Origin of the sequence: Streptococcus suis (assembly GCF_002964575.1) — a bacterium.
GTDB lineage: Bacteria > Bacillota > Bacilli > Lactobacillales > Streptococcaceae > Streptococcus > Streptococcus suis_R.
Window position 1 is genome coordinate 1 of the sequence record NZ_POQQ01000040.1, and the last position, 26665, is coordinate 26665.

21 protein-coding genes are annotated in these 26665 nt (G+C 42.0%); 3 read left to right on the forward strand and 18 right to left on the reverse strand.

Translation table 11 applies throughout. The features are described from left to right. Window positions 1-219: 219 nt before the first annotated feature. From C1E58_RS03475 to C1E58_RS03525, 11 genes are all read right to left on the reverse strand, one after another. Window positions 220-1020 (reverse strand): ABC transporter ATP-binding protein, encoded by an 801-nt coding sequence (locus C1E58_RS03475; protein ID WP_105209348.1) that lies wholly within the window; start codon window positions 1018-1020, stop codon window positions 220-222. Window positions 1021-1029: 9 nt separating this feature from the next. Beyond that, entirely contained in the window at window positions 1030-1923 is an 894-nt protein-coding gene (locus C1E58_RS03480) for an ABC transporter permease (protein ID WP_105209349.1), read from the reverse strand. A gap of 52 nt (window positions 1924-1975) precedes the next feature. Continuing rightward, a complete protein-coding gene (locus C1E58_RS03485) occupies window positions 1976-2950 on the reverse strand; it encodes an ABC transporter substrate-binding protein (protein WP_105209350.1) in 975 nt (324 codons plus the stop codon). A 21-nt stretch (window positions 2951-2971) separates the two neighbouring features. Continuing rightward, the gene (locus tag C1E58_RS03490) at window positions 2972-3931 is read right to left on the reverse strand and encodes an ABC transporter substrate-binding protein (RefSeq protein WP_105209351.1); all 960 of its coding nucleotides are present in this window, start codon (window positions 3929-3931) and stop codon (window positions 2972-2974) included. Between the two features lie 435 nt (window positions 3932-4366). Beyond that, window positions 4367-5368 (reverse strand): tagatose-bisphosphate aldolase, encoded by a 1002-nt coding sequence (lacD, locus tag C1E58_RS03495; protein WP_105209352.1) that lies wholly within the window; start codon window positions 5366-5368, stop codon window positions 4367-4369. Window positions 5369-5390: 22 nt separating this feature from the next. Further along, entirely contained in the window at window positions 5391-6536 is a 1146-nt protein-coding gene (gene nagA / locus C1E58_RS03500; protein ID WP_105209353.1) for an N-acetylglucosamine-6-phosphate deacetylase, read from the reverse strand. Between the two features lie 137 nt (window positions 6537-6673). Beyond that, window positions 6674-7012, reverse strand: coding sequence for a YlbF/YmcA family competence regulator (locus C1E58_RS03505; protein ID WP_105209354.1), 339 nt, complete (start codon window positions 7010-7012; stop codon window positions 6674-6676). Window positions 7013-7024: 12 nt separating this feature from the next. Further along, window positions 7025-8128, reverse strand: a complete 1104-nt coding sequence (locus C1E58_RS03510) for a prephenate dehydrogenase (RefSeq protein ID WP_105209355.1) — start codon at window positions 8126-8128, stop codon at window positions 7025-7027. A gap of 7 nt (window positions 8129-8135) precedes the next feature. Further along, a complete protein-coding gene (gene aroC, locus C1E58_RS03515; RefSeq protein WP_105209356.1) occupies window positions 8136-9302 on the reverse strand; it encodes a chorismate synthase in 1167 nt (388 codons plus the stop codon). Between the two features lie 2 nt (window positions 9303-9304). Beyond that, window positions 9305-9979: a type I 3-dehydroquinate dehydratase gene (gene aroD / locus C1E58_RS03520; protein WP_105209357.1), complete on the reverse strand. Its 675-nt coding sequence runs from the start codon at window positions 9977-9979 to the stop codon at window positions 9305-9307. Continuing rightward, the gene (locus C1E58_RS03525; protein ID WP_105209358.1) at window positions 9976-11139 is read right to left on the reverse strand and encodes a class I SAM-dependent rRNA methyltransferase; all 1164 of its coding nucleotides are present in this window, start codon (window positions 11137-11139) and stop codon (window positions 9976-9978) included. Before C1E58_RS03525 ends, aroD begins: the two co-directional genes overlap by 4 nt. A gap of 260 nt (window positions 11140-11399) precedes the next feature. Here C1E58_RS03525 and C1E58_RS03530 point away from each other — a divergent pair, with 260 nt between their 5' ends. Beyond that, window positions 11400-13574, forward strand: coding sequence for an LTA synthase family protein (locus C1E58_RS03530; protein ID WP_105209359.1), 2175 nt, complete (start codon window positions 11400-11402; stop codon window positions 13572-13574). A 55-nt stretch (window positions 13575-13629) separates the two neighbouring features. Here C1E58_RS03530 and ftsY read toward each other — a convergent pair whose 3' ends face one another. From ftsY to C1E58_RS03545, 3 genes are read right to left on the reverse strand one after another with little or no spacing between them, the layout of a single operon-like run. Continuing rightward, entirely contained in the window at window positions 13630-14895 is a 1266-nt protein-coding gene (gene ftsY / locus C1E58_RS03535; RefSeq protein WP_105209360.1) for a signal recognition particle-docking protein FtsY, read from the reverse strand. A 1-nt stretch (window position 14896) separates the two neighbouring features. Next, on the reverse strand, window positions 14897-15709 hold the full coding sequence (locus tag C1E58_RS03540) for a Cof-type HAD-IIB family hydrolase (RefSeq protein WP_105209361.1): 813 nt from the start codon (window positions 15707-15709) through the stop codon (window positions 14897-14899). After that, on the reverse strand, window positions 15699-16511 hold the full coding sequence (locus tag C1E58_RS03545) for a Cof-type HAD-IIB family hydrolase (protein ID WP_238142233.1): 813 nt from the start codon (window positions 16509-16511) through the stop codon (window positions 15699-15701). The genes C1E58_RS03540 and C1E58_RS03545 overlap by 11 nt, the downstream gene beginning before the upstream one ends. 286 nt (window positions 16512-16797) lie before the next feature. Here C1E58_RS03545 and C1E58_RS03550 point away from each other — a divergent pair, with 286 nt between their 5' ends. Both C1E58_RS03550 and mnmE read left to right on the forward strand, forming a co-directional pair. Then, window positions 16798-18054, forward strand: coding sequence for an ISL3 family transposase (locus tag C1E58_RS03550; RefSeq protein WP_192873108.1), 1257 nt, complete (start codon window positions 16798-16800; stop codon window positions 18052-18054). Between the two features lie 339 nt (window positions 18055-18393). Further along, window positions 18394-19767, forward strand: coding sequence for a tRNA uridine-5-carboxymethylaminomethyl(34) synthesis GTPase MnmE (mnmE, locus tag C1E58_RS03555; protein ID WP_105209362.1), 1374 nt, complete (start codon window positions 18394-18396; stop codon window positions 19765-19767). A 126-nt stretch (window positions 19768-19893) separates the two neighbouring features. On the opposite strand, the gene C1E58_RS03560 is transcribed toward mnmE, so the two are convergent. The 4 genes from C1E58_RS03560 to C1E58_RS03575 all read right to left on the reverse strand — a co-directional run bounded on the left by C1E58_RS03560 (window position 19894) and on the right by C1E58_RS03575 (window position 26474). Next, window positions 19894-20628, reverse strand: a complete 735-nt coding sequence (locus tag C1E58_RS03560) for an acylneuraminate cytidylyltransferase family protein (protein WP_105209363.1) — start codon at window positions 20626-20628, stop codon at window positions 19894-19896. Between the two features lie 50 nt (window positions 20629-20678). Further along, window positions 20679-21554, reverse strand: a complete 876-nt coding sequence (locus tag C1E58_RS03565; RefSeq protein WP_153055817.1) for a glycosyltransferase family 52 — start codon at window positions 21552-21554, stop codon at window positions 20679-20681. Between the two features lie 187 nt (window positions 21555-21741). Next, window positions 21742-23151, reverse strand: a complete 1410-nt coding sequence (locus C1E58_RS03570) for a glycosyltransferase (protein ID WP_105209365.1) — start codon at window positions 23149-23151, stop codon at window positions 21742-21744. Window positions 23152-23270: 119 nt separating this feature from the next. Then, window positions 23271-26474 (reverse strand): MucBP domain-containing protein, encoded by a 3204-nt coding sequence (locus C1E58_RS03575; RefSeq protein WP_153055818.1) that lies wholly within the window; start codon window positions 26472-26474, stop codon window positions 23271-23273. Window positions 26475-26665: the final 191 nt, after the last annotated feature.

Consider the following 26665-nt stretch of genomic DNA (forward strand, 5'->3'; position numbering starts at 1 on the left):
TAATCAGACGAGCCTCGTGAGTAGCAGGTAAATCCCAAGCAAGATTTAATTCCAAACTTAACTGATTTGTGTTATACTGTTTATACATTTTCATGCCTTTCTAGTTGTTTTGTCGTTATTATAATTATAAAGCATGAAATGGAAAACGAGCAACTCCTAATTGGAATTGCTCGTTTTTTTATATGCGAGAAGCTAGTTTTTGCCCAGCCTCCTCTTTTTTTATAAAATCATTTCATCGTCAGTCAGCTTTTCACCGCTGTTTTTGTAGAAAAGGTCCATTAGATTTTGAACGGTTAGGTTCTTCTTCTCTTCTCCTTCTACATCGACAACAATCTGACCACGGTGCAACATGACCAAACGATTTCCGTATTCGATAGCATTTTCCATGTTGTGCGTAATCATAAGGGCAGTTAATTGGTGGCCTTCAACGATTTTCTTGGTGAGCTCCATGACCATGTCACTGGTTTTTGGATCAAGGGCTGCAGTGTGTTCATCCAAGAGCAGAACTTTTGGTTTCACCAGCGAAGCCATCATCAAGGTCAAAGCCTGACGCTGACCGCCTGAAAGAAACTGTGTATCTACTTTCATACGATTTTCCAAGCCCAAACCGAGTTCTTTCAAGGCTTCCTTGAAAATCGCGCGTTCACTGTCTTTCACACCCCAGCCAAGACCACGTGACAAGCCACGACGATAGGCGATAGCCATGTTTTCTTCAATGGTCAAGCGAGAAGCCGTTCCCATCTTAGGATCTTGGAAAACACGGCTGATGTCCTTAGAACGTTTTGCGGCTGGCACATGCTTGATGGATTTACCTTCCAGCAAAATATCGCCCGAATCAACTGTCAAGGCACCCGCAAGTGAGTTCATGAACGTTGATTTACCCGCACCATTACCACCGATAATGGAAATGAAATCACCTTCTTTTACATCTAGGTTCAAGCCACGAAGGACATGGTTCTCATTGACCGTTCCAGCTTCGAAGGTTTTATGAATATTTTGGATTGATAAAATAGTTTTCATGACTTCCTCCTAAGCATTTCCATTCAATTTTGGTCGACGAATGTTGAGTTTCTTCTGCAATTCTGGCACATAGAGAACCGTTGCCAAGAGGATTGCTGAGAAGAGTTTCACTAGGTCTGCATCCATACCTGGAATTTCCAAAATTGCAAGGATAATCAAACGGTAAACAACGGCACCCAGTACAACAGACAGTAATCTCCAGCCCAAACGCAAGTTACGCAAGATAACTTCTGCAATAATAACAGATGCCAAACCAATAACAATGGTACCTGTACCAGAGTTGAGATCCGCATAGCCATTGTTTTGTGTCAACAAGGCTCCACAGAGAGCGATCAAGCCATTTGACATCATATAGCCATAGATTTTCATATTGTCTACATTGATACCGTTGGCTTCACTCATCGGAATATTATCCCCTGTTGAACGAATAGCCAGACCAATTTGTGTGTTGAACAAGAGCGTCAACAAGCCCACAACAGCTAATACAAAGACCAGACCAATGACCAAAACGGCGTTGGTTTTGGTTAAACCCAAATCCTGTAATTGCGTTACCAAGGTTTCTTGTTTAAGCAGGGCTACGTTGGCCTTACCCAAAATTTTCAAGTTAATCGAATAAAGACCAGTCAAGGTCACAATACCCGTCAAGAGGGCTGGAATTTTTAATTTAGTATGAAGCAAGCCAGAAACCAGACCTGCCACCATACCCGCTAGCACTGCCATGAAGGTTGCCATCAGAGGATTCACTCCATTGACAATCCCTGTCGCACAGACAGCAGCACCGAGGGGATAAGAACCCTCCGCTGTCATATCTGCAATATCTAAAATACGAAATGTCAAGTAAACACCTATCGCCATGACCGACCAAAGCAAGCCCTGCGAAATACTTGATAAAATAATATCCACGTTTTTCTCCTTATCTAGCACCTAGCAATTCCCAAGTGCCATACCATCCTTCTTATTCTGATACAGTTAGTTTGGCTGTATCGATACCTAGTTTTTTAGCCATTTCTTCATTAACATGAAGGCTAACTGTTTCTGGATATTCTACAGCTGTTTCAGATACCTTGGCACCCTCGATAATCTTAATGGCCATTTTAGCTGTTTGACGACCAAGTGCTTCGTAGTTGGTACCGTAGGTCAAGAGCCCGCCTTCATCCACCATGTCTGTTGAACCACCGATGACAGGAACCTTATGCTCCACAGACAATTCACCAATCATGGTCATAGTTGAAGCGACTGTATTATCAGTTGGAACAAAGACTGCATCTACATCTTGCATCAAGCTGGTTGTCGCATCTTGCACTTCATTGGTTGAAGTAATACCTTTGACAACCACCTTGTAACCAGCTTTTTCAAGCAATTCCTTGGCTTGTTCAACCTGAACTTCTGAATTGCGTTCGCTGGTTGTGTATAAAATACCTACAGTCTTGGCATCTGGAACGGCTTGCCCCAGCAATTCAACTTGTTTATCGATTGGAGCCTGGTCAGATGTACCGGTCAAGAGACCTCCTGGTTTTTCAATCGATTCAACCAAGTCAGCAGAAAGTGGGTCTGTAACGGCAGTGAAGAGAACTGGTGTTTCCGTTGACACCGTCGCCAAACTTTGAGCTGATGGTGTTGCGATGGCTAGGACAAGGTCATTTCCATCGATGAGTTGCTCGGAAATAGTTTGAAGGTTGGCCTGGTCACCTTGGGCATTTTGATAGTCCAATACCAATTTATCTCCCTCTTTGTAGCCGTTTGCTTCCAATTCTGCCACAAAACCTTCGCGCGCTGCTGTCAATGACTCATGCTCCATATACTGAAGTACACCGACTTTTACCGCCTCAGATGAGGCTTGGTCAGATGATGAGGAACAAGCAGCCAGCGTCAAGGCAGTAACACTTGCCAATGAAATAGTAGCCAATTTTTTTACAAGCTTATGATACATAACATCCAATCTCCCAAATCTTTATTCTTCGAGTGCTTTAATCGTTGCTGGGTCAATTCCCACTGCTTTTGCCATTTCTTCGTTGACAGCAATAGCTGCTGTATTTGGTTTTTCTACAGCCAAGTCTGCTGGCTTTTCACCTTCCAAAATCTTGACTGCTAATTCACCTGCCTGAACACCGATAGCATGGTAGTCAACACCGTAAGTGAACAAAGCTGCATCAATTACCGCTGCATCCGAACCCATAGCCGGCACTTTTGCTTCTTTCAAAATATCGCCAATAGTTGAAGCAGTTGAGGCTACTGTATTATCAGTTGGAAGGTAGATGGCATCCACTTTGCCAGCCAGTGAGGTGATGGCTTGCTGAACATCGTTAGTAGATGTCACTGTAGCCACTTCTACCTTAATGCCTTTAGCTTCAAGGGCTTTCTTTGCCTGATTAGCTTGAACTTCCGAGTTTACCTCGCTTGAATTGTAGAAAATACCGACTGTTTTCGCAGTTGGAACAACCTTGAGCAACATCTCAATTTGATCTGTCACATCTGTCGCATCGATTGAGCCTGTCATGGTTCCACCAGGTACTTCCAAAGACTCCACCAAACCTGCTTCAACAGGATCCGTTACAGCCGTAAAGACACTTGGTGTTTCAGCATCTGCGTTTAACATGGCTTGGGCAGCTGGTGTTGCAATTGCAAAGTTAATATCATTGTTGCCCGCTAACTTTTGAACCATGGTTTGCAGGTTGGCTTGGTCACCTTGTGAGTTTTGCAAATCGATAGTCAGGTTTTCACCTTCATTATAACCAGCTTCTGCCAAGGCCTCAACAAAACCTTCACGCGCTGCCGTCAAGGCTTCATGCTCGGCATATTGAATAATACCAATATTGACTGAGTCTGAATCGGATGAATTTGAGCTACATGCAGCCAGTGTAACTGCAGACAAAAGAACAACTGAACTAAGAATAACTTTTTTAAATCCCATGATTTATCTCCTTTATTTAATAAAAAATGAATACGAAAGGACCGCTTAGACTACACTCTAAACGGTCCCATATTTCAACTGTATGTGAAAACAGAATGAAGTACTGTGCCATTTAGATGTATCATCTATGAGGCACACGTCAAAACAGCTACAGCCACATAGATACAAACTTTACGTTCCCGTGTTTGCATCCATGTTTACCATGTCTACAAACACTATCTAAAATAGCCGTAGAAATAAGTATGATTAGCTGAATGGTTTTGACACATTTGTAACATCTCTGTTTTCCTTTCTATTGATTTTTAATTCCTACTTATCTTAATTCATTTTCAAGCATTTGTCAACAAAAATTGCTTAAATTTTCAGATTTTTTAACTTTTTAACTATTTTTACGGAAAAAAACAGGAATTGGATAGTGCCAATCCCTGCATTTTTTTATTTAACTTCCACTTTTTCTGTCCAAGGACGGGCAGTTGTTGCCAGAACCTCGTTGAGTTCTTCTACGTTGCGACGACCTTGGTCTGCCAACCAAGCTTTAGCTGCTTCTTCCCCTTCACTTGCAAAGATAGCTACTGCATCCTTCCAAGTCGCGCGTCCACAAAGAACACCGTTAAAGCTTGAACCGGCTTCTTTAGCAAAGACAAGGGTTTCTTGGAAGAGTTTAGCAGATACACCCGCACTCAAATAGATGAATGGCAAGTGGGTACTGTCTGTTTGCTCCTTGAAGAAGGCCTTGGCTTCCTCAACTGTATAGACTGGCTCTTCATCTGTGTAGCCTTCTACAAAGTTCATGTTAACTGGTACTTCTACCTTAAGCACATCTGCATTGTAGCGTGGCTTGCTAAATTCACGCATGGCACCATTGACCTTGTGTGGTTTGAGGGCTGCGTATTCACGAGAAGTCACATCCATGTCGCTGGCATCGTAAGTCAAGATTTCCACGAAGTAAGGAATATCTTCTGCGATACACTCGCTACCAATACGTTCTACCCAGGCATGCTTGATGTCATTGATTTCTGGCTTGTCATCTACATCATAGTAAAGCAAGATTTTTACGGCATCTGCACCCAATTCTTTGATGCGTTTTGCTGACCAGTTTGGCAAAAGGTCTGGCAAACGACCTGGTGTGGAAGCATCGTAACCTGTTTTTTCATAAGCTGCAATGAAACCGCAATCTGCATGGCGCAATTCTGAAGCTGGAACACCATACTCAGCATCCAAAAGAATGGAACTTGCATAAGGTGTCAAGTCACTTGAGATAACTTTTTTGAAATCAATCAAAATATCATCTCCAAATTCGCCACCACCTGCTGCCGCAGCCAAAAGGCGTTTCAAAGCACCACGTTGGTCAATCGCCAAGGCCGCAATCACCTGATCGCTGTTTGACAAGCGGGTCATGTGGTCAAATTTAGCCTGAGAAAGTTGTAATTTTGTCATTAGATTCCTCCTAAGGATTTTATTAACCGAATCGTTTCACTCCATCGAGGTAGGTAGCTTTCAAACGTCCCGCATCATCTACAACGATAAAGTCTGCTGCCCGTCCTTCTGCAATCTGACCACAAACATGGTCAATGTTGACAGAACGAGCTGGTGCCAGAGAAGCCATACGAAGGGCATCAGGCAAGGACACCAAGCCCCATTCAACCACATGCTGAACAGCTTGGATTAACTCCAGAATGGAGCCTGCCAGGCTACCGCTATCTTTCAGACGGGCTGTGCCGTCCTTTACAATAACTTCAAATTCACCCAGTCGAGAATTTCCTTCACCCATTCCTCCAGCTCGCATACAGTCTGTAATCAATACTGTTTCTTCTGCGCCACGCGCTTTAATGACAACTTCTGCTGCCGCTGGATGAACATGGTGACCATCACAAATCATTTCTGCATAAACATTTTTTAAGTTCAGGGCTGCGCCAACCATTCCTGGCTCACGATGATGTAGCCCACTCATACCATTGTAGACATGGACGAAGATATTGGCTCCTGCATTTACAGCCGCTTCTGCTTGCGCATAGGTCGCATCACTATGAGCGAGAGCTGTATGAATGGCCTTGCCGTTGGCAAATTCGATAAATTCTGTCACACCTTCTCTTTCTGGCGCAATGGCAATTTTATTAACCAGGCCCTTGGAGAGCTGGTGCCATTTGTCCAATTTCTCAATGGATGGATCGCTCATATACTTGGGATTTTGGGCTCCCTTGTATTTTTCTGTAAAGAAGGGACCTTCTAAGAAAATTCCCTGAATCTTGGCACCTCTTTCCTGACCTGCATAGGTTCCGATGGTTTCACAGACTGCATCCAAATTTTCTGTGGAATCTGTCAGGGTTGTAGGAAGCCAAGAGGTAACCCCACAAGACAAGAGGCCTTCTGAAATCACCTTGATCCCTTCGAAATCATTGTCCATGACATCGTGAGATGCATAGCCATGAATGTGGGTGTCCACCAAACCTGCTGCCAGATGATAGTCGGAATAATCAATAATCTCACCTTCTGGCTTCTCCGTCAGAATCTGACCAAAAGTACCTGCGTCAGTTAATTCAAGATAGGCATTCTCTACCTCAGTATCCTTTAAAATAATAGACTTAGCATATACATATTTAGACATAGCCTATCTCCTTAAATCAATATACATTTTATGTACACTGGTTATAACCATATACTAATTGTAGTATATACCAATGAAGAAGGATTGTCAAGTAATCTCCAATTTTTCGAACAAAAATACAGCCTTTCGGCTGTACTCTATAGCAATTCATTCAAAGGTTTGAAAATAATACGCTCCAAATCAGCTACATAAGCTGCTAACTGCTGCTGTTTTGTGAAATATTCGACCAAAATTGGATTGGCTTGAACCTTCTTATTGAAATCCAACATGGTTTTTTGATCTTCTTCTGTAGGAATATCACCCGCTTGCAATTTTTCCTGAATACCGCGTTGGAAGCTAATATAGCCCTCCAAAATTTCATTTGCTTCAGGATTGCCTTCAACGGAAACTTTAACCGCTTCTACTGCCTTGTACTCAGGCAGGTTACGGATAGCACGTTCCAATTCATTTGCAATATCATAGATATTTGTTGACATAAGCTTTCTCCTTTAATCGTGGTGTAGTTGGTAAGTCGTTTGCTCCCTCAAACGGTGAGCAGCTTCTTCCAAGTGCACCTTATTTTTAAACGTAATTTGTAATATACCGTGTATATCTTCACGGTTTTCTTCGTTAATACGAATATTGACAATGGAAATGCCACGCAGGACTTCCAAGACCTTCAAAATCGTATCTTCCTCATCGGGAACGCTAAGGAATAAATCATAGAAGGAATCCACACCGGCTCTCTTATGAATTTCCATAGCCTTGCGGGTCTGACGACCTGTTTCAAAAAATTCCCAAATAGCCTCTCTATCTCCAGATTTCAGGATGGTTGAAACTTGGTTCAGTCGGTCTTGAAATTCCGCGATCCTATCCAAAATCGCTTCTGGATTGGTCATGAGAATGCTGGTCCACATACCTGGTTCACTTTCGGCAATCCGGGTCATATCCCGAAAACCACCTGCCGCAAAATTATTGGTAAAGGGATGATTTTGGGCGTAATCTCCAGCCTGATTCATCAAACTAGAAGCCAAGACATGTGGAAAATGGGAAATCTGACTGGTGACCCTATCATGCTCTGCTGCATCAAGCTGGACAAAGCGGGCACCTGTCCCAGACAGTAAATCAGTCAATCGAGGAACTGCATCTGCCTTGGTAGCCTGACAAGGCGTCATTATATAGTAGGCATTTTCAAATAAGTGGATATCTGCCGCTACCGCACCAGACTTATGACTACCAGCCATCGGATGCCCACCGATAAAGTTGATGTTCTTAGGTAAAAGAAACTTATCAGCTGCAGTCACAATAGCTGACTTGGTTGAACCCGCATCTGTAATCAGAACGCCTTCTTTCAGGTTCATGTGACTTAACTCTTCTATCAATTCAAGCGACACTTGGATAGGCACGCTCAGAAGAATCACATCAGCTTGTCCAGCCAATTCTACCAAATCATCTAATAGGTAGTCCACCATTTTTTGCTCAAGCGCAACCTGTGCAGAAGCTGGATTGGGTTCAAAACCTAGAATATGATAATCTGGATGCTGTTTACGGATACAAAGGGCGAGTGAACTTCCAATCAGGCCCAGACCGACAATCAAAATCGTTTTTTTCATTGCTGACCTAGAAATTTCTAACGTAATCACGGTGACTAGCTACTGCAGCCTTTAATTCTTCCATATTGTCTGAAGAGAATTTTTCCAGGATTTCTGTCGCAATAGTCGTAGCTACGACGGATTCCATGACCACACCAGCTGCTGGAAGAGCCGTTGGGTCAGAACGTTCCACAGTTGCCTTATAGGGCTCATGCGTATCAATATCGACAGACATCAGAGGCTTGTAAAGGGTTGGAATGGGCTTCATCACACCACGGATAACCAGTGGTTGTCCATTTGTCATACCACCTTCAAAACCACCAAGATTGTTGGTTCTGCGGGTGTAGCCATCTTGCTCAGACCAAAGAATTTCATCCATGACCTGACTGCCTTTTAAGTAACCAGCTTGGAAACCGACACCAAATTCTGCACCTTTAAAGGCATTGATCGATACAACTGCCTGAGCCAGTTTGGCATCCAATTTCTTATCCCATTGAACATAAGAACCCAGACCAACTGGAACACCACCAACGATGGTTTCTACAACACCACCAATGGTATCCCCGTCACGCTTGATTTGGTCGATATAGGCTTTGATTTCTTCCTCACGCTCTTTGTTGACAATAGAAACTTCTGACTGGGCTGCACGTTCTCTGATTTCTGCAACGGTTAAACCATCTGGAACATCGATTTCTTTACCACCAAACACAACTACGTGGTTGGCAATTTCAATATCTAACTCAGCTAAAATTCGTTTGGCAACGGCACCAACTGCCACTCGCATGGTTGTTTCACGCGCACTCGAACGCTCCAAGGAATTCCGCAAATCATCAAAACGGTACTTCATACCACCGACCAAATCAGCATGACCTGGACGTGGATGTCGAATCCGACGCTTGCTTTTAAGCTTATCTTCAATATCCTCAACAGCCATAATATCCAACCACTTTTGGTGGTCTTTGTTGGTTACATTAAGGGTAATTGGTGCACCAGTTGTCTTGCCATGACGGACGCCGGCTGTAATCTCAACACGGTCTGTTTCTATCTGCATCCGACTGCCACGACCATAACCACCTTGACGACGTTTCAAATCTGCATTGATATCCTCTGCTGTCAAAGGAAGACCAGCTGGAACTCCCTCAATAATGGCTGTCAAACGTGGTCCATGGGACTCACCAGCTGTTAAATAACGCATACTTAATTCTCCAAAATTTCCAAAAACTTACGTGTATTAGCCAAGGACATCTGTCCAGGAGCCGATACTTCATCCAAACTTGCAAAGGTCCAACAAGAACCAGTAATCACACCGGCAATCCGAGTGATCTTACCTAGTTCCCCCATAGCAATCGTCGCAAAAGTCTGTTCAGCATTCAAGGTCTTAAAGCCGCGAGTATAGTTCATGACATCTAAGACATCCTGCTCACTATTGGCCAAGACTGCCATTTTAACTACTGCTGGCGAAAGACTGGTTAATTCAGACATGATTTCCAGATAATTAGCAGGTGTCTCTTCAAAATTATGATAACTTAAGACAAGATTTGGAAACTCCAACATCTGCTCAAAAACGGACTGGTAGGAATAATATTCAAAATCAATATAGTCTGGCTGATAAAGGGCTGCCACTTCCTTAATTAAATCAACATACTCTTGGTCTGCCAAGTCCAAATAACCACCTTCTCGTGTTGTTCGGACGGTAAAAATTACTTCCTTACCATTGCATTTCTCAAAGATGGCAGGAGCTACTCTTAAAATATCCTCTTTTGGAAGATAATCTGCTCTCCACTCAATGAGGTCGGCTTCCGCCAAACGTCCTACATCAATAGCCTCTACTTCTTCCAAATTTCTAGGCATAATAGGAACTACTATTTTCATTTTTCTACCCTTATCGTAAAGACCTTGAGGTAATTACTACTTTCATCATTTTTATTGATTGTAAAATCAGCTGGTAAGCGATAGGTCGTAGTATAGCGATGCTTTTGCGAACCAAAACCTTTCTCAATCTGTTGACGGAATTTCTCAACCGACACATTGGCCGCATTGGTTGAGGCAAGGATTATTCCGTTTGGATTTAGGATTTCTAGTGACTGGGAAATCAATTTATGATAGTCCTTGGCTACCGAAAATGTCTGTTTTTTATTTCGGGCAAAGCTTGGTGGATCCAGGACAATGACATCATAGCTTAATCCCTTGCGCTTGGCATATTTGAAATATTCAAAGACGTCCATGACTACAAAGTGATGATTGTCTAATTCTACACCATTAACCTTAAAATGAGCTGTAGAAAGTTCACGCGACCGTTTCGCTAAATCAACAGAAGTGGTTTCTATTGCTCCTCCCATAGCTGCAGCAATGGAGAAGGCGGCTGTATAAGAAAACATATTGAGCAGGGTCTTACCTGTCGCCAGACCATCCACCAGTGAACCGCGGACTTCATGTTGATCGAGGAAAATACCTGTCATCAAGCCGTCATTCATGAAAACTTGATAAGCAACACCATTCTCTAAGACAGTGAAATTTTCTGGCGCCTCTTGTCCGTAAAGAAAGGCGGACTCAAAGTCCAAACCCTTAAATCGAATTTTTTCATAAGCACCCTTTACTTCTGGAAAGACCATCTGAAAGGCAGAAACGATCTTTTCCTTGATAGAATAAACAAAGGTATTATACCAAGAAAAAACTGCATATTCATCATATAAATCAATCGTCATCCCACCGAAATCATCCCCATCTTGATTGAATAAGCGAAAGGCATTGGTCAAGTCTGACTGATAAAAATGATGTCGCTTTTGCCGTGCTTTATTAAACAGGTTCACAAAGTAGCTTTCTGTCAATTCTTCTTTAGAGTAACTATATAGCCAGCCAATCCCCTTGTTCTGCGGAGAAAGATAAGCCTTCCCTAAATGTTTGCCTGTTTCAGAAACTAGGTCAACAAGCTTATCTTCTGTCACAGAAAATCCTGAAAAATCAGCACTATCTAGGAGTTGAATGCCCTTGTTGATCTTCTGCTCTGCAATTCGATTTACCCTTATTTTCATAAATTTATTATAACACGATTCTGCATATATGCCAAAAAAACTCCAAACTTTGAGGCTTATTTTAAAATTATGGTATAATGAACTGAGATTTAAAACCTGTATTCACAAGTGAAGTGATTATATAGAAGAGATCATTTTTCGCTAATCAAGGCTGTTTTTTGAAAGAATACTGACTGTATGTTGACTGACTGAAAAACTAGCTTAGATGGAAGTGCTGAACTATGAATACAGGTTCTTAGAAAGGAACTTGAGGTTTATTTGTGAAAAAAATAATTGACCATGTCAAAGAGTATTCCAAAACTCGTTTTGGCTTCGTCCTCATCCTTCTAGTGATGTATTGGCTCAAAACTCTCTGGGCCTACTATGTTGATTTTAGCTTAGATTTACAAGGGATATTCCAGCATGTCATTGCCATTATCAACCCCTTGCCAATCGGCTTACTCTTAATAGGGCTAGCTCTCTATGCCAAACAGACAAAGCTGTTTTATGGACTAGCCAGTGGAATGTATTTCCTTCTCTTTGCCTGGCTATTTTCAAACGCTGTTTACTACCGAGAATTTTCAGACTATATTTCCATCTCAACCATGATGGCAACTTCTAGTGTTTCTGCTGGTCTTGGTGAAGCAGCAATCAAGCTATTTCGGCCCTGGGATCTAGTCTATTTTCTAGACTTTATCGCTTTTGGTGTCCTCCTCTATCGAAAAAATGTCAATTGGGATAAACAGCCTTTCTATCCAAAGGCTAGCTTTGCTATTACAGCATTCTCAACCCTGCTCTTCTCCATCAATCTATTTTTGGCTGAAGTTGATCGACCTGAATTATTGACACGAGGTTTTTCAAATACCTATATCGTCAGAGCCTTGGGTTTGCCAGCCTTTTTAGGTTATAATGCTCATCAGACCTATACAGCCCATAAGGATCGCTCAGGAGCCAATCCAAGTGACCTTGAACCCATTAAACAGTATGTTGAGGAACACTATGCCCAGCCCAATGATAACTATTTCGGCATCGCCAAGGGACGCAACGTCATCTATCTCCATCTTGAAAGCCTGCAACAATTTGTCATTGATTACAAGCTAAAGGTTAATGGAGCAGAATACGAGGTAACTCCCTTTCTCAATTCTCTCTATCATTCCAACTCTACTCTAGCTTTCTCCAATTTCTTCAATCAAGTCAAGGCGGGTAAAACCTCCGATGCTGAAACCATGATTGAAACCTCCTTATTTGGATTAAACCAAGGCTCATTCATGGTTCAGTATGGGGGAAGCAATACCCAGCAAGCAGCACCTTATATCCTATCTCAGAACGGTAGCTACACATCTGCTGTCTTCCACGGTAATTCGGCTAGTTTTTGGAATAGGAATAACACCTACAAACAATGGGGATACAACTATTTCTTTGACCAATCCTATTTTTCTGAAGCGACAGAAGAAAACTCTTTCCAGTATGGTTTAAATGATAAAATCATGTTTGCAGATTCCATCAAATATTTGGAACGGATGCAACAACCATTTTATGCCAAGTTCATCACCGTATCCAACCACTATCCTTATACCACTAGCTTGATTGGCGATGAGAAAGGATTTCCACTGGCCAATACAGATGATGAAACCATCAACGGCTATTTTGCTACTGCCAATTATTTGGATACATCCATCAAGTCCTTCTTCAACTATTTGAAGGCGACTGGTCTATATGAAAATTCAGTTATCGTCCTCTACGGCGACCATTATGGAATATCTAATTCACGCAATCCAGACTTAGCCCCCCTTTTAAATAAGGACCCTCAAACCTGGACAGAATTTGACAATGCCATGTTGCAACGCGTCCCTTATATGATTGTGGTGCCAGGTATGACCACGGGAGGCATTTTCAATACCTTTGGCGGAGAAATTGATACCCTCCCAACACTCGAACACCTGCTAGGCATAAAAGCAAATAATTTCTTACAGGTCGGACAGGATTTACTGTCACCTCAGAACAAGCAAATCGTGGCTCTCCGAACAGAAGGAAGTTTTATCACACCAAAATACACCAGTTATGCAGGTAAGATTTACTATACCGAAACAGGGATTGAGATTACCAATCCTGACGAAACCACCCAAAAAGAAATTGATGTGATTAAGGAAGCCGCAACTGCCCAATTAGCAGCGAGTGATGCCATTCAAACAGGCGACCTCATCCGCTTCTTTGACAATGGTCTGCCAGCCCTAGATGCTAGCAAATACAACTACATTGATTCCTTGGCCGCTGAGATTGCACTAGAAAATGAGCTAGGGGCTAAATCAACCAGCCTCTACAGCCAGAATGGAAACCAATCCACTGTTGACCTCTTCAAAGCACCAAGCTACCTAGAATTAAACGGCAGTTCCACAAGCAGTACAGCCAGTTCGAGTACAGAAAGTAGTACGTCAACCAGTACTTCTTCCCAATAATCAAAAATATGCTGGACGAGATATCCTTGATGGAGGTCTCGTCCAGCATATTTTTCTATAGCAATCCTTCCAAGAGCCCACGCATGAACTCTTCAGACTTGAATTCTCCGATGTCATCGATTTTTTCACCGAAACCTATCAGTTTAACAGGAATATCCAACTCCTGACGGATGGCAAGAACGACACCGCCTTTTGCAGTACCGTCTAGCTTGGTCAAAACAAGACCTGTCAATGGAGTAATTTTGGCAAATTCCTTGGCTTGACTGAGGGCGTTTTGTCCTGTGGAAGCATCCAATGCTAAGAGGGTTTCATGCGGTGCATCAGGAAGTGTTCGTTTAATGATACGGCCGATTTTTTCCAGCTCTGCCATAAGGTTATCTTTATTCTGCAAACGACCTGCTGTGTCAATCATGAGAATATCCACGCCTTCTGCCACGGCACGTTTTACCCCATCAAAAACCACACTAGCTGGGTCTGACTTTTCAGGTCCTGTGACCACTGGCACATCGACACGGCGACCCCACTCGACCAGCTGGGCTACCGCACCCGCACGGAAAGTATCCGCCGCAACCAGCATAACCTTCTTGCCAGCCTGCTTGTACTTGTAGGCCAACTTACCGATAGACGTCGTCTTCCCAACACCATTGACACCGACAAAGAGCATGACCGTTAGGTCGTCTTGGAAGTTGATCTGCTCGCTAAATTGACCGTCTTTTTCATAAATATCCACCAATTTTTCGATAATCACACGGCGGAGTTCATCTGTCTTTTTAGCCTTCTGTAGTTTGGCTTCATAGCGGAGCTCCTCTGTCAGAGTAGAAGCAACTTGCACACCCACGTCTGACAAAATCAGCATTTCTTCCAACTCTTCGAAAAATTCTTCATCAACCGAACGGAAATTAGCAAAGAATTCGTTAAGTCTTGCTCCAAAGCCTGTGCGCGTCTTTTTCAAGGTCCGCTGGTACTTGTCCTGCTCACTTTCCTCCTCGACTTTAGCAACTTCCTCAACAGGCTCTTCCTTGACTTTGGTTTGAATGGCAGGATCAAAGCCTTGTTCCTGCGCTTCCTTCACTCGAGCCGCAGCAGCTTCCTTGGCTGCATAATACTGGGCCATCATGTCTAAGGTCCGTTGTTTCTGAGCTTCTTGCTCGGCATTCAAGTCAGTTGGTCCTGAACTGTCCTGTTCAGGAATAGTTGACTCCGTTTCAGATACTTCAGTGTCCTTTTCAGAAACCAACTGCTCTACTTCAAGCTCTTCAACAACTTCTTCTCTAGGCTCTTCTTGAGCCTTTTGTCCAAATAATCGATCGAATAATCCCATACTAGTCCTCGTTCAATACATAGTGTTCAACAGCCCAGGCAATGCCGTCTTCATCATTGGTCTTAGGCAAGACTACCTTGGCGGCAGCTTTTATCTCATCTGTGGCATTAGCCATAGCAACACCCATACCAGCCCATTCAATCATAGAAAGGTCATTGCCTTCATCGCCACAAGCCATGACTTCTGACTGGTCAATTCCAAGATGACCAATCAACTTAGCCAAACCATTTGCCTTGTGGACACCTTTAGGGCTCCACTCAAGCAAAATATCACGCGATTTAAAAATCTCAAAACGTTCGTGCAATTCCGCAGGAATTTTCGGAATTTGTGCATCCAAGAAATCTGCATCTACTGCCGACACAGCCTTATTGTAAACGAAGTCCTCTGGCAATTCGTCATCAGTCACCTTGATTTTATTCAAAAGGGGGTTAGCAGTCAAATAGAGAGATTCGTGGGCAGCTGGTAGAGAGTATACATCCCCACCATAGACTGCATCAAGGGGTAAATCTAGTTCATTGGTCACCTGACGAATGGCACGGACTTCCTCAATGGTAAAGCCCACCTTATCCAAAACCCGACCTGTATTTTCTTGAACCAGACCACCATTAAAGGTAATGGAATACTGCCCCTCACCCAGCAAATCCAAGTCTTCCAAAAAAGCGCCAATGGCTTGCAAGGGGCGTCCTGTAGTCAAAACCACATAGACCCCCTGATCACGTGCAGCTTGTAGAGCTTTTTTATTTGCCTCTGAAATCCGTTTATCAGATGTCAGAAGCGTTCCATCTAAATCTAATGCAATCAACTTAATTGCCATTTACTAATTCCTCCATGTAGGCCATCACGGCTTCTTCATTACAATGCCCAATAACCAAGTCTGCTTGTGTCTTGACTTCATCAACTGCATTTGCGGTCGCAACAGAAAAAGCTGCCAGCTTCATCATTTCTAGGTCATTTTGGTTATCTCCGAAGGCAATCAAATCCTTTCCAGATAAGCCAAAGTACTTGCATAGATGCGATAAACCAATTCCCTTATGAACACCTGACAAGATAATGTCGATTGAGGTAAAGCCCGTCGTGACAGCAGTCAATTGTTGAAAATGATTATTGATCCAGTCTTGCGCTTCTGTACGTATATCCTCATCAATATAGAGATTTAATTTAATAATATCCTCAGAAACATCCTCAAAACGTGGAAGCAAAACAATATCTTGATAATAGTCTGATAGGACCTGATATAGATCATCTTCAACCGTATCCAACATATAAGAAGCCTTCAGACCAGATAGGGTGATATGCTGAGTTTTAACATATCCGCTCTTAATCAGTTCATCTACCAAGGATAGATAGGTTGCTGGTTTAATAGGCTCATCTATGTAAATCGTCTGATTACCATACAGAACTACTGCTCCATTTTCTGCAACCAGGGCAATATCATCTAAGAAATCCTCGAATAAGAGCTTTAAACCTGGAAGAGAGCGACCACTTGCCGCTACAAACAGATAGCCTCGTGTTTTAAAGTTATCAAGAAGAACACGAAAACGCTCCTTATCAAAGCTATGGTCCCCTCTCAAAAAGGTTCCATCCATATCAGTTGCAATTATTTTATTATATATCATACCACTTCCCCTTATCTCATCCATTATACCATAGTTCCATCGAATTTCGAATCTTGTCTTACAATCTCGCATATGAAAATATTTCTTTGTTCAAGTTAAAAACCAGCAGTTCCCTACTGGTGTAATGTTAGACCATGACTAAATCTCTTATTCAGAAATCCGGCTCTATAATTTCTGTAGTGGGTAAAACCACCATGGAGATTATGGAGCCTTTTGGAGTGTAGAAAAAAAGTCCCATATGACCTATAATGAAAAGCGACTAAACAACTCATTAGAAAGGGTTCATATGGAACAACTAAATCTTATCACAAATTTTCTCAGAATTAAAGACAAAAATATTACTATCTCTAATGAATATGACCTGGGAACTCACTTAGAACTCCACGGTCACTTGGATTACACAGCCCCTAAATGCCCAAAATGCAAGGGACAAATGGCAAAATACGACTTCCAGAAGGCCTCCAAAATTCCCTACCTAGAAACTGCTGGCTATCCCTTACTTATCCGCCTTAGAAAGCGTCGTTTCAAGTGCAAGGAATGTGGGAAAATAGCGGTCGCTGAAACTCCTCTTGTCAAGAAGAACCACCAAATCGCTGTCGCAGTTAACCAGAAGATCGCTCAATTACTCATCGAAAATCAAGCAATGACACATATCGCACACAGGCTATCCATCTCAACATCATCAGTTATTCGAAAACTAAATGAGTTCAAGTTTGAAACGGATTGGAACAAGCTTCCAGAAGTCATGTCCTGGGACGAGTATGCCTTCAAGAAGGGGAAGATGAGCTTTATCGCACAAGATTTCAACTCCCTGAATGTCATAACCATTCTGGACGGAAGAACTCAAGCAACCATTCGAAACCACTTTCTGCGCTATCCTAGAAAGGTTAGAAATCGGGTCAAAGTCATTACCATGGATATGTTTAGTCCCTACTACAAATTGGCTAGACAACTATTTCCAAACGCCAAGATTGTACTCGACCGCTTTCATATCGTGCAACACCTTAGTCGTGCTATGAACCGTGTCCGTATTCAAATTATGAACCAACTTGATAGAAAATCGCAGGAATACCGAGCCTTGAAACGCTACTGGAAATTGATACAACAGGATAGTCGTAAACTCAGCGATAAACGATTTTATCGCCCTATGTTTCGGATGCATTTAACCAACAAGGAAATTCTAGAAAAACTCCTATCCTACTCAGATGAGCTCCGACAGCACTATGAACTCTATCAATTTCTCTTGTTCCATTTCCAAGAGAAAAATTCAGATCATTTCTTCAGTCTCATCGAACAGGAAATAGCCTCTGTTAATCCTATTTTCCAGACGGTATTTAAGACATTTCTAAAGGATAAAGACAAGGTTTTAAACGCCATGGAATTGCCTTATTCCAATGCCAAACTGGAAGCTACCAACAATCTCATCAAAGTCATTAAGAGAAATGCCTTTGGTTTTAGGAACTTTGAAAACTTTAGAAAACGCATTTTGATTGCTTTGAACATAAAGAAAGAGAGAACGAATTTCGTCCTCTCTAGGTGTTAGCTTTTCATCTACCCACTACAGTTGACAAAGAGCCAGAAATCCTTGACCTACAGAGTTATTGTTCGAAACGACTCAGCAAGTAAAAATAATACTTTGTCCGTACCTAATTTTGTGCACCGATTCGATGCTTTTTTCTTCATTCCATGTTAAACTTATAAGTGAGATTTAAGAACCTGTATTCGCAGTCCTGCACTTCCATCTAAGACTAATTTTTCAGCTACTCAGCCTTAGTTTTTTGCAAAATACAGTCAGTATTCTCTCAAAAAACTGCCACGATTAGTGACAAACGATTTCTTATATAAAAGCACTTTACTTGTTCTAGTTAGAAAGCACATTATTATGATTACCAAAGAATTCGACACTATTACTGCTATTTCCACCCCTCTCGGTGAGGGAGCTATTGGGATTGTCCGCCTATCTGGGACGGACGCTTTTGCCATTGCCAGCAAGGTTTTCAAGGGCAAGGACCTAGCAACTGTACCCAGTCACAGCCTCAACTACGGTCATATCATTGATCCTGCGACGGGTCAAGTGCTGGACGAGGTTATGATTGGAGCCATGCGTTCTCCAAAGACCTTCACACGCGAAGATGTCATCGAGATTAACACCCACGGAGGCATCGCCGTTACCAACGAAATCCTCCAACTCCTGATTCGTCAAGGGGCTCGAATGGCTGAGCCGGGCGAATTTACCAAGCGCGCCTTTCTCAACGGTCGTGTAGATTTGACCCAGGCCGAGGCTGTCATGGATGTTATCCGTGCCAAGACTGATAAAGCCATGCATAATGCCGTCCGCCAGCTTGACGGCTCCCTCTCCCAGCTCATCAACGACACGCGCCAGGAAATTCTCAACACGCTGGCTCAGGTCGAGGTCAACATCGACTACCCTGAGTACGACGACGTTGAGGAGGCGACGACAGAGCTGGTCCGCGAGAAAACCCTACAGTTCCAAGCGCTTTTGGAAAATCTCCTCCGCACTGCCCGCCGTGGAAAAATCCTGCGTGAAGGCATCGCAACCGCTATTATCGGTCGTCCCAATGTCGGAAAATCCAGCCTGCTCAATAACCTCCTCCGCGAGGAAAAAGCCATCGTTACAGACATCGCAGGAACAACCCGTGACGTTATCGAAGAATACGTCAACATCAAAGGCGTCCCTCTCAAGCTGATTGATACAGCAGGTATCCGCGAAACAGACGACATCGTTGAAAAAATTGGTGTGGAACGGTCTAAAAAAGCCCTTGAGGAGGCCGACCTGATCCTGCTGGTCCTCAACGCATCTGAGCCCCTGACCGAGCAAGACCGCAATCTCCTAGCCATTTCTGACATGGCAAACCGCATTGTCCTGCTCAACAAGACCGACCTAGAAGAGAAGATTGAAGCAGACCAGCTGCCTGAGGAGGTCATCCGCATTTCCGTCTTGAAAAACCAAAACATTGACCAAATTGAAGAAAAAATCAACCAACTCTTCTTTGAAAATGCTGGTCTGGTAGAGCAAGATGCCACCTACCTCTCCAACTCCCGCCACATTTCCCTCATTGAACAGGCTGTCCAAAGCTTGCAAGCTGTTAATGACGGACTGGAAATGGGCATGCCTGTTGACTTGTTACAGGTTGACCTGACCCGCTGTTGGCAGATTTTGGGAGAAATCACAGGTGATGCTGCTCCAGACGAACTCATCACCCAACTCTTTAGCCAATTCTGCCTTGGAAAATAAGAACAAGGAGGATGGGCAAAAACTAGCCAGTAAATAAAAACACAGATAGATTCGAGCTGATTTTGATAAAATCCAGCCGAACTATCTGTGTTTTTATTTTTGTTTCTACTATCTTGGACTAATTTCTTAGCCAATTTCGTTAGATTCCTGCTCATTAGGAGAATGCCTATCTCTGTTGGATTCGTTTGCTCTTCGCATTAGTTGCTCAACTATAAATAAATCTAATTCAGTATCAACGTCATATCTAGACCATTCAGGTGACAGATATCCAAATGTAGTAGAAGTGTAAAATGATTGGTTCTTCATAAATTTGTCTACTGTGGACATCCACATTGAACCATCTGGGTAATAAATCATGCCTTGTGATTGTCTATTTGTTTTCGTATTATCCAATTTAGGTAAATGAAATAAACCATTTTGTAATAGCGGTGCTACCAAAGACAGATTTCTATCAAACGGTTTAACTGTAATACAGGCGTCATATTTATCAGACCAAGAATTTGAAAAATCACGAATAAAAGAGACTGAACGCAACGGACTAGTGACCTGAAATGTAATAAAATTGGTATCTAGACTATATCTTCTTTCTGAAAATACATGCAATATGGTTTCAACCATAGTTGAAGTATCTGTCGCAAGGTCAATTGGACGTTTGACATATAGCAACTTATCCCTGTAATAGGATGTTAATAAAGAAATATAGTTCTCAGAATCAGTAGATATGACAATTTCATCAAACAGTTGACACTCTAAGGCTAAATCTATCGTATAACAAGCCAACGGTTTTCCACCAATCATTCTAATATTTTTATGAGGGACTCCTTTGGACCCAGACCGCATAGGAATAATTGCTACCCTCACATTCCACCTCCAATCTCTACTATAAAACTTGTTCTAATGGTCTTAGTGGTTCAATCTTCATTATGATTCTTGTGCTCTTTTACTTGCGAAGCATAATAGGCAAGCTTGTTAAATTTTAGCCCAAAAGTTGCCAGTTCATCCTGCAATTTCTTTACGCTCGATACCATGATCCCTCGCACTTTCACATTTGGTAGATCTTTTAACAATAAGGCTGTGGTGGAATAGTAATGGTAGACTTCCACACATTCATACTTAGCTAATAAGCGAAATACAAAATCTTCTGCTAGTAGGTCTGTTTCTACTTGATTTACATAGCTAATATCTATTGGTTTTCTAGGATGCTTTAAATAGTAATCAATACCCAACTGTATACACACTGCTTGCGTATAATTGGCAGTATCCATCCTAGAATCTTGTATTTCTTGACCAATAAAAACACGAGCCAAGGGCTTTTTCACATCACTTCCAGCCTCCATTTCAAAGGGGAGTGATAATCTGGTAACCACTGGTGCAGGGATAATGCTTGGAACATCAAATACAGTATAATGTTCTAGGGACGAAGCCTTTATGCGCTCTTGATCCCAAGATGGGTGCAAGTGCTGGAAAGTCTTGTATTGACCAGGAGTTCCAAAAACTCCATTTTTTAAAATAGAAGCCGTCCCATCATCAAAGGTTTTTATCTTGGTATCCGGGTGAAATTCTAGATAGATAGAAGCCGGTACGGAATCAAGCGAGGCTACGTAGAGATAGTCGATTTCCGATGGCAGAGAAGAAATTCCTTGATATAAGGTCTCATCAATACTGTGGTCAAGTAAGTGTAGCTGAACACTCAGTGGGAGCTGCTCCAACAAAGGGGGCCACTTGGTTTCGACCAGCTGACTCTTTAAAATTACCAATTCCCAGGTATCCTCTAAATTTAACTGCATGATTGCCAATGCAACCTTTAGCTGAAAAGGAGTTTGGCAAAAGATTAAATTTCTCAATGGTATTCCTCATTTATCATCTATTTTTCCTCAAAATTCCTTTCTTTGTGCTAGTCTACCTAAAAGCTCACATCAAGAAGAGAAGACATCGGACCATAACAGCATTGAGCTTCTCTCAAAGAAAGAGGTTTTACTCTACATCTCTAGAACCGACCGATTTTAGCCAGTTGAGGAGGGCACTTTCAGCCTCATCATGAGAAAACTCTTGAGCGATCTCTAGCACCTTTTCTGAAACTTGCTTGCGATAATCCGTCGGCCATGCGACAAGCTTTCTCAAAACCTCCACCAACTCCTCAACGGTTTCAAAACCTGTACCGTAGTCAAGTTTGTCCAAAACTTGGTTGTGACCAAAGTCAACCTTAGAAAGAATGGGAATCAAGCCGACCCCCAAGCTTTCGACCATGGCATTGGCATACATCTCACTGATAGAGCAAGAGAGGTAAGCTGTAAAACTATGGCGGGGGATAAGGGCTGTATCCACAAAACCTTTCAAGATCACATTGTCAGGGATCGGATGAGTTTTCCTAAACTTTTCAACTTCATTCGCCATCCCTCCGTAGATGTGCAACTCTAACTCCGGTACCTGACGAAAAGCCTCAATAGCCATATCAACCCGCTTAATTCTGTTAAAGTGGCTTGAAAGGAATACCTTATTAGAGGATAATCCCATTGGAGGATGAGAAGCAACTGCTACACCTACCGGATGGATAAATGTGGCATCATATCCCTCTTCTACCAGTCTCTGATTGAGATAAGGACTAGCCGTCAATAGCTTGTTCGGAAGAACGGTTTGATAGTTTTTGTTGTGTTCTAGTCCATGATAATGATTATAGTGTAGGACATCTCGGAAAATCATCCCTCTCTCCTCAGCGTAAGCTATCAGACCAGGAAAGTGAGATTGCAACTGATCTTTGATGATAACATCCTTCTCGGCCCCATGCTCATCCAGATAACGTATCACCAAGTCCTCTTCTTTGAACTCCTCTTCATCCAAATAATAGGAGACCACTGGATACTCCTTAGGACCTTGATAGTAGCCAGAGATCGCGATAGAACCATCTCGATTATAATACTCAAAGGATTGCTCGTCATTTCCATACGCAGTATAGTACGGACCTTGAGAACAAAAGGTTGTCGAAACAATTTCTAAGTTGGCGTTGCGATGCAAGATACCAACTACAAAACCATCTAGATTGGTATCAACGTCAATGAATCCATTCGCTACCTTGTAGATTCTGTATTGTGGGCCTTCTTTTAATAGCTGGGCACCTACTTCCAATGTTTTCTCAAAGGCTTCAAGTGTATAAGTAAAGGTAGTAGTATCCATATCTGAATAGGTACCTGGAAGGTTAATAACATCCTCTGGTTCAAAGCCCATGACACGTAAACGTTGGTAGTCATGCTCTAATACAAAAGGGGTGGTTATTAAAAATTTATTGGCGATTCCATGCTTCCTCAATACTGCATGTCGGTAGGTTTGGGTAGATTCGTAACCGAATATTTTAGGCGACATGAATCGCCTAAGGGTATAGACTGTCATAGCTTCACCGTCTTTCTATTTTTCATTTACTGTAGAAAAAGCGAACAAGTTTCCACCTCTATTAACAGAAGGCAGTCCTGTTCGCTTAGATACTCATGTCTGGATCACTTAGTCTAATACTAATCTGGTAGCGAGGTCGTCATTTCGGCTGGTTGAATAGTCATCGCTACTGCGGTTGTTGCTTCTGCCTCATAGGCTTGACGACGGTATTTGTAGGTGATAGTCTTAGTTCCTTCTTCCACAGCACCTTCTTCTGCCTCATCCACTCCGACAAAAGTATAACCAACTGTTTTGTTCCCTATATAATATGTGTACTCAACAACAGTACTGTAAGCAAACTCTGAACCAACAGGAATTATATCAAGACTCTTTATTGAAAGATATGTTGGGTTCAAATTTCGGTTATAATGGTTTTCCACATAATTATAGGCCGATTGATAATCTGAAGAGGTTAAACCAGCGCCAGAAAAAGTCTTAGTTTCCGTTACAGTTACATAGCCTTTGGCATCCGGAGTAACGAGATTACCATTATAGTCAATCATTTCTAAAACAGGAATACGTAACAAAGCGATCTCTGCATTTTTCGCAGTTTTATCATCAGTGGTATCGTAAGTCAGACCAGTTGGGACTCTTTTAGTCGTCTCTGATACCACCTCTCCTGCTGCATTGCGTACTATTGTGGTGATATTATTAGCTACGACACCCTCATCCACAATGGTAGAACCGGGAACAATCTCTACCCCCGTATCCGCATCAATATAACGGGTCTTAACGGTACCAAATACTTTTGTAGAGATAGTTTCAGTCGTGTTTGGAGCAACTTTATAAATATAGGTGATGGTTGTAGTACCCTCCTTAACGAGACCCTGTTCTTCATCGCCGTCTTTGATTTGAACGAATTCATAAACCTTACCATCAAAAGTAATAGTTGTTGGTTTCTGAGTTGTTGTATCATATTCCAATTTTGATTCAACTGTTTCTTCTGTAGAGCTTGATACTCCATCTACAGTCGTTATCGTTGTCTTAGTCGTTGAAACCAAACCATTCTCTACTAGTTTGTACAGGTCTTTGATTTCCTTACCTTCGGTATCCACATATTTAACATTGACATTACCTGTCGTAGGTGTTTCTGTGACAGATTCTGTAATTTGTGGTACATGGCGGTAGATATATGTAACTGTTGTAGTACCCTCTTTAACGAGATCTTTTTCTACATCGCCATCTTTGACTTGAACGAATTCATAAACCTTACCATCAAAAGTAATAGTTGTTGGTTTCTGAGTTGTTGCATCATATTCCAATTTTGATACAACTGTTTCTTCTGTAGAGCTTGATACTCCATCTACAGTCGTTGTCGTTGTCTTAGTCGTTGAAACCAAACCATTCTCTACTAGTTTGTACAGGTCTTTGATTTCCTTACCTTCGGTATCAACATATTTAACATTGACATTACCTTCTGTAGTTGTTTCTGTGACAGATTCTGTAATTTGTGGTACATGGCGGTAGATATATGTGACTGTTGTAGTACCCTCTTTAACGAGACCCTGTTCTTCATCGCCATCTTTGACTTGAACGAATTCATAAACCTTACCATCAAAAGTAATAGTTGTTGGTTTCTGAGTTGTTGCATCATATTCCAATTTTGATACAACTGTTTCTTCTGTAGAGCTTGATACTCCATCTACAGTCGTTGTCGTTGTCTTAGTCGTTGAAACCAAACCATTCTCTACTAGTTTGTACAGGTCTTTGATTTCCTTACCTTCGGTATCAACATATTTAACATTGACATTACCTTCTGTAGTTGTTTCTGTGACAGTTTCTGTAATTTGTGGTACATGGCGGTAGATATACGTGACTGTTGTAGTACCCTCTTTAACGAGACCTTGTTCTACATCACCGTCTTTGATTTGAACGAATTCATAAACCTTACCATCAAAAGTAATAGTTGTTGGTTTCTGAGTTGTTGCATCATATTTCAATCCTGAAGCAACTGTCTCTTCTGTAGAACTTGATACTCCATCTACAGTCGTTGTCGTTGTCTTAGTCGTTGAAACCAAACCTTCCTCTACTAGTTTGTACAGGTCTTTGATTTCCTTACCTTCGGTATCCACATATTTAACATTGACATTACCTGTCGTAGGTGTTTCTGTGACAGTTTCTGTAATTTGTGGTACATGGCGGTAGATATACGTGACTGTTGTAGTACCCTCTGTAACGAGACCTTGTTCTACATCCCCGTCTTTGACTTGAACAAATTCATAAACCTTACCATCAAAAGTAATAGTTGTTGGTTTCTGAGTTGTTGCATCATAGGTCAATCCTGAAGCAACTGTTTCTTCTGTAGAGCTTGATACTCCATCTACAGTCGTTGTCGTTGTCTTAGTCGTTGAAACCAAACCATTCTCTACTAGTTTGTACAGGTCTTTGATTTCCTTACCTTCGGTATCAACATATTTAACATTGACATTACCTGTTTTATTGGACTCTTTTACGGATTCCTCAGCTATAACTGGTATGTAACCTACATACTTCCAACATTCGCTTTCTTCAGCAGTGTGTTGGAATCTTTCATCCAATTTGATTTCAATTTGTTGAACAATATCTAAAAAGCCAACTGATTCTGCTAAAGCAGCTGAGCTAAACCCAGCCCCAGTAGCAACCAATAAAGCTACAGCAACAGTTTTACCTGTACGTTTATTCCTAAACATCAAGTAACCAGCAAAGGTAGCCAAACCAACACCTACTACAATTAGAGTTGTAGCCTGTTTTACACCAGTATTTGGCAAGACTTTTTGTATTACCTTTTGGATAGGACTAGACGGAGCTAGAGAACTTGGAGTTTTCGGTGTGTCTGAACCTGGAGTTCCCGGTGTACCACTACTTGGTGGCACCGGTGTGTCTGAACTTGGAGTTTCCGGTGTATCACTACTTGGTGGCACCGGTGTGTCTGAACTTGGAGTTTCCGGTGTATCACTACTTGGTGGCACCGGTGTGTCTGAACTTGGAGTTTCTGGTATCTGAATTTCATCAGATGGTATGGCACTACATTTTCCTGTTTTTTCATACACTAAAACAAAATCTGTAATCCATTCCACATTTCCTGTCTCGCTATTGATCCATGACATCGGTACATCAGTAATTTGTCCTGGGATGACATGAGATTTCTGCTCATCTGAAAGTGAATCTGACGCAGCACGTCGGATTGGGGTAGTCTGAAGACCTGTTTTGATTTCCGCAGCTTCAACACTCGGAATAGTCATAAGTCCCAAAGCACCAGCAAGTGTAATTGTCGAAACCAAACCATAGGCTTTAGTTTTTATCATTCGTTGCCTACCTTCAGCTTCTGCGATTTTAGAAAAAATATATTTCCTATTCATTGTAAATTACCTCGAAAATTTAATCCTAGCAAATTAGAATCACTAACAGCTAAATGAATAACAATCATTTCTAAAAAATATTTAAGAATAGATATCTATTTTTATATGCTAGCATAATTCTTCTCATTTTTCAAGAT

What these genes read in the sequence shown, in the direction of transcription:
- C1E58_RS03475 (WP_105209348.1), bottom strand. Translation starts at nt 1,020, where the DNA reads ATGAAAACTATTTTATCAATCCAAAATATTCATAAAACCTTCGAAGCT.
- C1E58_RS03485 (WP_105209350.1), bottom strand. Translation starts at nt 2,950, where the DNA reads ATGTATCATAAGCTTGTAAAAAAATTGGCTACTATTTCATTGGCAAGT.
- C1E58_RS03490 (WP_105209351.1), bottom strand. Translation starts at nt 3,931, where the DNA reads ATGGGATTTAAAAAAGTTATTCTTAGTTCAGTTGTTCTTTTGTCTGCA.
- lacD (WP_105209352.1), bottom strand. Translation starts at nt 5,368, where the DNA reads ATGACAAAATTACAACTTTCTCAGGCTAAATTTGACCACATGACCCGC.
- nagA (WP_105209353.1), bottom strand. Translation starts at nt 6,536, where the DNA reads ATGTCTAAATATGTATATGCTAAGTCTATTATTTTAAAGGATACTGAG.
- C1E58_RS03505 (WP_105209354.1), bottom strand. Translation starts at nt 7,012, where the DNA reads ATGTCAACAAATATCTATGATATTGCAAATGAATTGGAACGTGCTATC.
- C1E58_RS03510 (WP_105209355.1), bottom strand. Translation starts at nt 8,128, where the DNA reads ATGAAAAAAACGATTTTGATTGTCGGTCTGGGCCTGATTGGAAGTTCA.
- aroC (WP_105209356.1), bottom strand. Translation starts at nt 9,302, where the DNA reads ATGCGTTATTTAACAGCTGGTGAGTCCCATGGACCACGTTTGACAGCC.
- aroD (WP_105209357.1), bottom strand. Translation starts at nt 9,979, where the DNA reads ATGAAAATAGTAGTTCCTATTATGCCTAGAAATTTGGAAGAAGTAGAG.
- C1E58_RS03525 (WP_105209358.1), bottom strand. Translation starts at nt 11,139, where the DNA reads ATGAAAATAAGGGTAAATCGAATTGCAGAGCAGAAGATCAACAAGGGC.
- ftsY (WP_105209360.1), bottom strand. Translation starts at nt 14,895, where the DNA reads ATGGGATTATTCGATCGATTATTTGGACAAAAGGCTCAAGAAGAGCCT.
- C1E58_RS03540 (WP_105209361.1), bottom strand. Translation starts at nt 15,709, where the DNA reads ATGGCAATTAAGTTGATTGCATTAGATTTAGATGGAACGCTTCTGACA.
- C1E58_RS03545 (WP_238142233.1), bottom strand. Translation starts at nt 16,511, where the DNA reads ATGATATATAATAAAATAATTGCAACTGATATGGATGGAACCTTTTTG.
- C1E58_RS03550 (WP_192873108.1), top strand. Translation starts at nt 16,798, where the DNA reads ATGGAACAACTAAATCTTATCACAAATTTTCTCAGAATTAAAGACAAA.
- mnmE (WP_105209362.1), top strand. Translation starts at nt 18,394, where the DNA reads ATGATTACCAAAGAATTCGACACTATTACTGCTATTTCCACCCCTCTC.
- C1E58_RS03565 (WP_153055817.1), bottom strand. Translation starts at nt 21,554, where the DNA reads ATGCAGTTAAATTTAGAGGATACCTGGGAATTGGTAATTTTAAAGAGT.
- C1E58_RS03570 (WP_105209365.1), bottom strand. Translation starts at nt 23,151, where the DNA reads ATGACAGTCTATACCCTTAGGCGATTCATGTCGCCTAAAATATTCGGT.
- C1E58_RS03575 (WP_153055818.1), bottom strand. Translation starts at nt 26,474, where the DNA reads ATGATAAAAACTAAAGCCTATGGTTTGGTTTCGACAATTACACTTGCT.